Source organism: Porcipelethomonas sp., assembly GCF_051893655.1.
In the GTDB taxonomy this organism is placed as follows: domain Bacteria; phylum Bacillota; class Clostridia; order Oscillospirales; family Ruminococcaceae; genus Porcipelethomonas.
Genome location: NZ_JBJFHN010000030.1, coordinates 1 through 4487, shown reverse-complemented (window position 1 = coordinate 4487; position 4487 = coordinate 1). Strand labels below are relative to the sequence as shown.

The window sequence follows — 4487 nt, the reverse complement described above, 5'->3', positions numbered from 1 at the left end:
AGGAGTGCATTTAAAATCATTGCTGTCCATGTACATTCCCTCTGCAGCTTTTATTTTAGGAGCTTCAACAGTAACATCAAATTCTCTTGTATCAATTTTATCAAACATTACCGTCATGCTTGCCGGACTGACTTTTGTGACCTCAAATTTAACATCTGATTTTTTTGCAGTAACATTTATTTTCAAGTTTTTTTCTCCGGCAGAAGTTACATTTTCCACTACAGCGGACGCTGTAAGGTCATCTGCACTAAGACTTCCTATACTGGAACGGTTTCCCTGAAGAGTTACCGTAACCTTTTTGGTTTCATAGCTTATAACGCTCAGTCCGTTTTCCTCTGCGGAAGTACCGGTAATATCTACCTCAACAGGTATGTTGCTGATTGTCTTAGGAGTAGTGGGATAAATTGTAATAGAAATAACAAACCACATAATTATTGCAATTATAACAGAATAAATAATCATTGCCGGGTTTGTTGTAAAAGAATGATAAATCTTATTTTTAATATTATTCAAATTCACTTTTTATCATCTCCTTTTGAGAAAAATCTCCTTACCGGGAATTTTTTCTTTGTGTCTGCCGGTTTCGGAAGAATCGCCTCATGGAGGTATTCGTTGAGCATAAATCTTGTATAATCCCGAACCAGAACCCCATTCTCAGCAATAGAAATCTGTCCTGTTTCTTCAGAAACCACAATAATAATAGCATCAGAGTTTTCACTCATGCCAATTGCAGCTCTGTGTCTTGAACCGAGCTTTTTGTTAATAAGCTCTTCCTTCTGTGGCTTTGGCAGGAAACATGCAGCGGCAAGAATAATACCGTCACGCATAATTACTGCACCATCATGAAGAGGCGTGTTAGGATAAAAAATATTTCCAAAAAGCTCCTTGCTTGGATTTGCATTAAGGATAGTTCCGTTTTCAATCTGTTCCCCAAGCTTAGTCTTACGCTCAATAACAATAAGTGCTCCCGTTTTTGAAGCTGAAAGATCTACGCACGAATCGCAGATAGCTTCTATTGCCGTATTCCATTTTTTAGTAAGTTCATCGGAATTATCTGAAAAATTCAGAAAATTTATTCCAAATTTGGCTCTGCCGGCTTTTTCTAATGCTCGTCTGATTTCAGGTTGGAACATAATAAGAATAGCAAGAAGACCGACATCCAGTATGCTTTTAATTATGTACGAAATTGATTTAAGTCCGATAGTTGTGCTGACTATGTATGCAGCAGCAATAATCAAAATACCCTTTATAAGCTGATTTGCACGTGTTTCCCGTATAAGTTTTATTGCCAGATATACAAGATATGACATCAACAGAATATCAACGATATCCATAATTGTAATAGTCTGTATTACATTCCATATCATGTTTAAAACATTCTTTATTGCGTACATAATTCACTCCCTTTCTTTTTTTCAGCATCATATGTAAGAGGGGTGTAACCCCCTCTGCATATCTCTTATAATAATTGTACCATAAATGCAGATAATTTCAATAGTATTTTTAATATTTATTGCAGTTTTTTTATAGTTTTCACAAGATTTTCAACTTGATGCTCATTATTGAACACAGAAGGTGCAAATCTCACCGTACCCTCCGGAGTACCCAGAGAATGATGAGCAAGCGGCGAACAATGAAGTCCCGCACGCAGGCAAAATCCTCGCTGATTAAGCATTTCCGCTGCATCTTCAGGCTTCACATCAGGAAAATTAAATGAAACTATCGGTACGTAGCTGACTCCCGGACGGCGGTATATTATCACTCCTGTATCTTTGAGTCCATCCATAAAGATCCGGCAAAGCCTGCTTTCGTGCCTGAATATTTTATCAGTACCCATAAAACTTACAAAATCCAGTCCGTTTTTCAAAGCGATTATACCTACTGTATTTACCGTTCCGCTTTCTAAACTGTCCGGCAAAAAATCAGGCTGTTCAAGGTTTAAGGATGAACTGCCCGTCCCTCCCTGAATAATCGGCTCAATATGAAATTTGCCGTCACTTATAAGAAGTCCGGTTCCCGCAGGACCGTAAAGGCCTTTATGACCGGAGGTACACAAAATATTGATTCCATCGGACATTTTTATATCAAGAATACCGCATGCCTGAGCACCGTCTGCAATAAAGCAAAGATTATTTTCAGCACAAAGCTTTCCCAGTTCCTTATAAGGCATTATCTGCCCTGTTACATTACCGGCAATTACGCTTACAATTGCCTTTGTACTGCTGTTTATAAGCTTCCGGAAATTATCTACGGTTTCTTCTGAAGAATCTGATACTTCAGCTATGCTGAAGGTACATTTTCCTTTTTTAGCCAGTGCATAAACTGGTCTTGCAGATGAATTGTGTTCTATTCCGCTAATTATTATATGTCCTCCCGACTGCATTATTCCTTGTATGGCAAGATTTAATGCATGGGTACAATTCATAGTAAAAATAACATTTTCGGTTTCAGCCCCGAAAAATTCCGCAGCTGCCTGACGGGTATCATAAACCTTTTCAGAGGTTTCCATTGTGATTTTATGTCCGCCTCTTCCGGCATTTCCGCCATAATGTTTTACTGCATTAAAAACTGCTCCGGCAACTGAAGGCGGCTTGGGAAAGGTTGTTGCCGCATTGTCAAAATTAACTGTCATCAGGGCATCCCTTCCCCTAAAAGCTTCCCGTGTTCAATATGACGTTTATCTAAAAGCGCAATCACTATTTCAGGATCTGCGTTAACCAGGATCATATGAGTACATCCGTTCTCAGAAACGACAGGTGATCTTTTTATTTCACAGGAATATCCCTGCGAGTTTAAAAAGCGCTTTGCCTTTATAGCATGAGTAACAGACGGCATAGAGACTGCTGTAGTGTTCATAGTATCACCCCTTATATAAGAGAATACAATTCTCCCTGATGATACTATTATATGCATAGGATCAGATACTGTTCTGCTTTTCGACAAGGAGGACAACACAATGTGCAGCCATACCCTGTCCGTGTCCGGTAAAACCCAGACCTTCCTCTGTAGTAGCCTTAATACTCACCTGTGAAATATCACATTTGCAGGCGTCCGCAATATTTTCACGGATTTTTTCAATGTACGGGGCAAGCTTAGGTGCCTGCGCCAGTATGACTGCGTCAAGATTTCCGAGAGTATATCCATGCTCTTCAATAAGGGAATAAACATGCTTTAAAAGCTCTATGCTGTCTGCACCCTTGTATTTCGGATCACTGTCCGGAAAATGCTTTCCTATATCGCCCAGGGCGAGTGCTCCCAGCAATCCGTCCATAACCGCATGAGTCAGTACATCAGCATCAGAATGTCCCAGGAGTCCTTTTTCATAAGGCACTTCCACCCCACCCAATATAAGCTTTCTGTTTTCTTCCAGTCTGTGAACATCATAGCCATGACCTATTCTCATTTTTCTGTTTCTCCTTCTTTCTTTATTTCAGCCAGAAGAACTTCTGCGATTTTAATGTCTTCCGGGGTTGTAATTTTTATATTAGTGTAGTCCCCTGTCGTCATATATACTTTTATGCCGATAGACTCAATAAGCTGACAGTCATCAGTAAAATCAAGTCCATGTTCAAGGGCGAAATCCACGCCTTCAAAATACAGTCTGCGTTTAAATACCTGCGGTGTCTGCGTAATATAAAGGGAAGGTCTGTGAGGAGTATCTTCAATAAGTCCGTCATGAACCACCTTTATTGTATCCTTTACAGGAACTCCCAGTACTGCTCCACCGAATACAGAAGCATCTTTGATTGTTTTTTCTATATACTTCGGATTTATAAGGGGTCTGGCACCGTCATGAACTGCAATCATTTCAGTATCAGGAGAAATTTTGCGGAGTCCGTTTATAACGCTTTCCTGACGTGTACTTCCCCCCGAAGCAAAATTATGAAGCTTTGTTATATTAAGCTTTTCAGCAGTATTTTTTATTGCTTCCCTGTCCTGTTCACGACAGACCACAACTATATCATCAATGCTTTCACACTGCTGAAATGCTGAAAGGGTACAGCCTATCACAACAGAATCTCCCAGCGGAAGTAATATTTTATTAACACCCATCATACGGCTGGAATTTCCGGCACATACGATTATAGCTGATGTTTTCATAAACCTGTCCTCGTTTCATTAATAAATTGGGTATACAACAATTATACCATTTTATTTCAGAAGTGTAAAGAAAAAAAGAACCCAAATCAAAAGGGTTCTTACAGACAGTAAGTAAAAATCAAAAGTTTTGGTCAAGCTTTTTCAAAAGCTTGCGGTTTCCAAAGGCAGAGCCTTGGTCGCCGTCCGCAGACGGCGAAATTCCCGTGCCTTAGAGGCGCTTTTACGGGGGTGAATTCCAAAACAGTCCAGTGGACTGTTTTGGAAGAGGGGACGCTTTGCAAGTGAAAGCGTCCCCTGATTTACTTTAAATTCAGCCTTTCTACAGTCTGAACCATCCTTAAAACATATATTCAAGGATGGCTGAACTGAATCTATAAACTCATTCC

7 protein-coding genes are annotated in these 4487 nt (G+C 39.8%); all 7 read right to left on the bottom strand.

Annotated features, from left to right (window positions below; genetic code table 11):
• On the bottom strand, positions 1-519 hold a 519-nt coding region (locus ACI4WO_RS01725), incomplete at its 3' end, for a CdaR family protein (RefSeq protein ID WP_439805833.1).
• Positions 516-1394 carry a diadenylate cyclase CdaA gene (gene cdaA / locus ACI4WO_RS01720; RefSeq protein WP_439805832.1) on the bottom strand — a complete coding sequence of 293 codons (879 nt, stop codon included), beginning with the start codon at positions 1392-1394 and terminating at the stop codon, positions 516-518. The genes cdaA and ACI4WO_RS01725, both read right to left, overlap by 4 nt.
• Positions 1395-1510: 116 nt before the next feature.
• A complete protein-coding gene (locus ACI4WO_RS01715; RefSeq protein WP_439805831.1) occupies positions 1511-2632 on the bottom strand; it encodes an aminotransferase class V-fold PLP-dependent enzyme in 1122 nt (373 codons plus the stop codon).
• The gene (locus tag ACI4WO_RS01710) at positions 2632-2856 is read right to left on the bottom strand and encodes a putative Se/S carrier-like protein (protein WP_439805830.1); all 225 of its coding nucleotides are present in this window, start codon (positions 2854-2856) and stop codon (positions 2632-2634) included. The genes ACI4WO_RS01715 and ACI4WO_RS01710 overlap by 1 nt, the downstream gene beginning before the upstream one ends.
• 61 nt (positions 2857-2917) lie before the next feature.
• The gene (gene ispF, locus ACI4WO_RS01705; protein WP_439805829.1) at positions 2918-3403 is read right to left on the bottom strand and encodes a 2-C-methyl-D-erythritol 2,4-cyclodiphosphate synthase; all 486 of its coding nucleotides are present in this window, start codon (positions 3401-3403) and stop codon (positions 2918-2920) included.
• Positions 3400-4101: a 2-C-methyl-D-erythritol 4-phosphate cytidylyltransferase gene (ispD, locus tag ACI4WO_RS01700; RefSeq protein WP_439805828.1), complete on the bottom strand. Its 702-nt coding sequence runs from the start codon at positions 4099-4101 to the stop codon at positions 3400-3402. Before ispD ends, ispF begins: the two co-directional genes overlap by 4 nt.
• A gap of 141 nt (positions 4102-4242) precedes the next feature.
• A partial coding sequence (locus ACI4WO_RS01695; protein ID WP_439805827.1) for a hypothetical protein occupies positions 4243-4487 on the bottom strand: 245 nt, incomplete at its 5' end.